Here is a 2,063-nt window from a genome sequence, read left to right as displayed (position 1 = left end):
CCCCCGCAACCATCACAAATTGCGCACCGCCCTCCCCACCGGAGGGCTTTTTACGTTCCAGCGAGATCGCAAGGATGTCGGCTAGATCGCCCCGCACTTCGACCCGAAGCTCGCCGCTGTTCGGGTCGGGCGTCAGCACGATCTCTTCCACCAGGGAGCGCAGTACATCGGTCGCCTCCATCCGCCTTGCCTCGGAATCTTCCTGAAGCGCGGCATAGAGTTCTTCGACCTGGGCGCGGTAATGGTGTGCCATGTTCGGGTGCAGCAGGGGAGGGGGCTCCTCGACCTCGGCCAGGAACGCCTTCAACTCCTTTTGCCGACCCTCCAGCTTGACCATCTTTGCATTGAGCATGTCTGCCGCGCCGCCTTTGAGGATGAGGTTCAGCAGGGTCTCCAGTTCCCGCTCGATCTTCCTAATCTCCGCCTCGGCGGCGTCGATCGAGGCCCGGCCTTCCATCCGCAGCCGGTTCATCTCGCGGGTGAACTCCTCGCAGAACTCCTGGAACAGCTCGGGCTGCATCAGGTTATGGCGCAGCGCGTTCATCTCGCGGGCCTCCAATGCGTTCCGCCGGATGTTCATGCGGTTCTCGCAGGTGCCCTTGTTCCGCCTGGTCGAGCAACCGAGCAACTGAGCGGAGATCATTGAGTAGCCACCACCACAGCAGCCGCATCTGGTCAGCCCGGAAAGCAGATACTTCGGCCGCCGCCGGTCGCGGAAATGGTTCTCGACCCCTTTGCCATCATCCCGCCGTTCGTGCTTGATCGACTTCTGTCGTTCCTTGGCGGCATTCCAGAGACCATCCTCGATAATGCGCAGCTCGGGCGCCTGCTGGATCACCCATTCCTCTTCCGGGTTGGGCCGGGCCTGCCGCTTGCCGGTGTCGGGATCCCTGACGAAGCGCTGGCGGTTCCAGACGATCTTGCCGATATACATCTCGTTGTTGAGGATGCCGTTGCCGCGCTTCCGGTTGCCATTGATGGTGCTGAAGCCCCAGGCGCCGCCGGATGGAGCCTCCACCCCGTCGTGGTTCAACTCGGCCGCAATCCGTTTGGCCGACTTCCCCGCGGCATAATCGCGGAAGATGCGGCGGATGACTTCGGCTTGGACAGGGTTAATGGTCCGGTCGCCTCTGATCGGTTCGCCATTGGCATCAAGCTTCTTGACCACGTCATAGCCGTAGGAGTTGCCGCCACCGGACTTGCCCGCCTCGACCCGGCCGCGTTGGCCGCGGCGGGTCTTGTCGGCCAGATCCTTCAGGAACAGCGCGTTCATCGTGCCCTTGAGGCCGATATGCATCTCGCTGATCTCGCCTTCGGAGAGGGTGAACATCCTTACGCCAGCATAGGTCATGCGTTTGAAGATGCCGGCGATATCCTCCTGATCCCGGCTGATCCGGTCGAGGGCTTCCGACAGGATCAGATCGAAGCGGCCCCGCGCGGAGTCCATGATCAGCGCCTGGATGCCGGGGCGCTGGATCATGCTGGAGCCGGAGATGGCGTGGTCGGAATATTCCTCGATGACGGTCCAGCCTTCCTTCTCGGCGCGTAGCCGGCACATGCGGAACTGGTCGGCGATGGATGCCTCACGCTGGTTGTCTGAGGAATAGCGCGCGTAGACGGAAACCTTCATGACCGGGTCTCCTCAAGATTCAGGAGTTTGATGTGGGATGATCTCTCATCTGCTGCTCGTAAAGGCCACGCGCTGCCCGTCGAGCGAGGAGCCGGGCCAGGGAGACGAGCCGGGGATCGGGACCAGTACCTGACGGCGTCAAGGTTAGCTCGGCGTCGCCGAGCTCTACCTCCACCTTGTCCTTGCTGTCGGATTGCCGTGCCATATCCTTGTCGATCCCCATAGGCTTGGGGAAAGGATATGAAGCAATTCCGGACAGTTACAGAGAAGTACCCGGCGGTGTTGGGTGGGAAGCAGGCGATTGGATTCGGCATTGGCGTAGCCTTGAGCAGCATGGCGTCGCAAAAATACTGGCGCGACGGCGTGCGATTTGCGGCTCCCAAGGATAAATGAACGCCTGCTCGCACAGCACAGGGTTCCAGCCATGTCCTGA

2 protein-coding genes are annotated in these 2,063 nt (G+C 61.7%); one reads left to right on the top strand and one right to left on the bottom strand.

Annotation, left to right across the window (positions count from 1 at the left end; all coding sequences use genetic code 11):
* Nucleotides 1–1,630: recombinase family protein (locus Q0601_RS24580; protein WP_305292836.1), on the bottom strand; the 1,630-nt coding region annotated here is incomplete at its 3' end.
* Nucleotides 1,631–1,870: 240 nt separating this feature from the next.
* Between Q0601_RS24580 and Q0601_RS24575 the strand changes: the two genes are divergently transcribed.
* Complete coding sequence (locus tag Q0601_RS24575) at nt 1,871–2,023, top strand: hypothetical protein (RefSeq protein WP_305292832.1); 153 nt, start codon at nt 1,871–1,873, stop codon at nt 2,021–2,023.
* Nucleotides 2,024–2,063 lie beyond the last annotated feature (40 nt).

This window comes from Paracoccus wurundjeri, from assembly GCF_030678915.1.
Lineage (GTDB): Bacteria > Pseudomonadota > Alphaproteobacteria > Rhodobacterales > Rhodobacteraceae > Paracoccus > Paracoccus onubensis_A.
Note: the sequence above shows the minus strand (reverse complement) of the source record. Positions and strands in the feature narration are given on the sequence as shown.